Raw genomic sequence first — 1,214 nt, forward strand, 5'->3', positions numbered from 1 at the left:
TAAAATGGCAAAAGGTAAGTTTGAGCGCACCAAGCCGCACGTCAACGTAGGCACAATTGGTCACGTAGATCACGGTAAAACCACATTGACGGCAGCGATCGCGACAGTATTGTCCAAGAAGTTTGGCGGCGAAGCCAAAGCCTACGATCAAATTGACGCAGCGCCAGAAGAAAAAGCACGCGGCATCACGATCAACACAGCCCACGTAGAATACGAAACAGCCAATCGTCACTACGCCCACGTAGACTGCCCAGGCCATGCCGATTATGTTAAAAACATGATCACCGGCGCAGCACAAATGGACGGCGCGATCTTGGTTTGCTCCGCAGCAGATGGTCCAATGCCACAAACTCGTGAACACATCCTGTTGGCACGCCAAGTTGGCGTTCCCTACATCATCGTATTCCTGAACAAATGCGACATGGTCGATGACGCTGAACTGTTAGAACTCGTTGAAATGGAAGTGCGCGAATTGCTCTCCAAATACGAATTCCCAGGCGACGACCTGCCAATCATCCAAGGCTCCGCAAAATTGGCGCTCGAAGGCGACAAAGGTCCACTGGGCGAAGAAGCCATCATGAAACTCGCTGATGCACTAGACAGCTACATCCCAACACCAGAACGTGCTGTTGACGGCGCCTTCCTGTTGCCAGTAGAAGACGTCTTCTCCATCTCCGGTCGCGGTACTGTCGTAACAGGCCGTATCGAACGCGGTATCGTCAAAGTTGGCGAATCATTAGAAATCATCGGCATCAGCGACACTGCAGTTACAACTTGCACAGGCGTTGAAATGTTCCGCAAATTGCTCGACCAAGGTCAAGCAGGCGACAACGTTGGTGTATTGTTGCGCGGCACTAAGCGTGAAGACGTACAACGCGGTCAAGTGTTGGCAAAGCCAGGTTCCATTAAGCCGCACGCCCACTTCACAGGTGAAATCTACGTCTTGTCCAAGGACGAAGGTGGTCGTCACACACCATTCTTCAACAACTACCGTCCACAGTTCTACTTCCGCACAACGGACGTAACTGGCTCGATCGAGTTGCCGAAGGATAAAGAAATGGTCATGCCAGGTGACAACGTCTCTATTACAGTCAAGCTGATCAACCCGATTGCGATGGAAGAAGGCTTGCGCTTCGCGATTCGCGAAGGCGGTCGTACAGTTGGTGCGGGTGTTGTTGCTAAAATCTTGGCCGATTAATTCAGTCAGAGTTCGT

At 51.6% G+C, this 1,214-nt stretch carries 1 protein-coding gene; it reads left to right on the top strand.

Going from position 1 to position 1,214, the window contains the following annotated elements; genetic code table 11:
• Positions 1 to 4 precede the first annotated feature (4 nt).
• Positions 5 to 1,198, top strand: coding sequence for an elongation factor Tu (gene tuf, locus QN395_RS21310; protein ID WP_322120244.1), 1,194 nt, complete (start codon positions 5 to 7; stop codon positions 1,196 to 1,198).
• Positions 1,199 to 1,214 lie beyond the last annotated feature (16 nt).

Origin of the sequence: Undibacterium sp. RTI2.2 (assembly GCF_035018705.1) — a bacterium.
Lineage (GTDB): Bacteria > Pseudomonadota > Gammaproteobacteria > Burkholderiales > Burkholderiaceae_D > Undibacterium.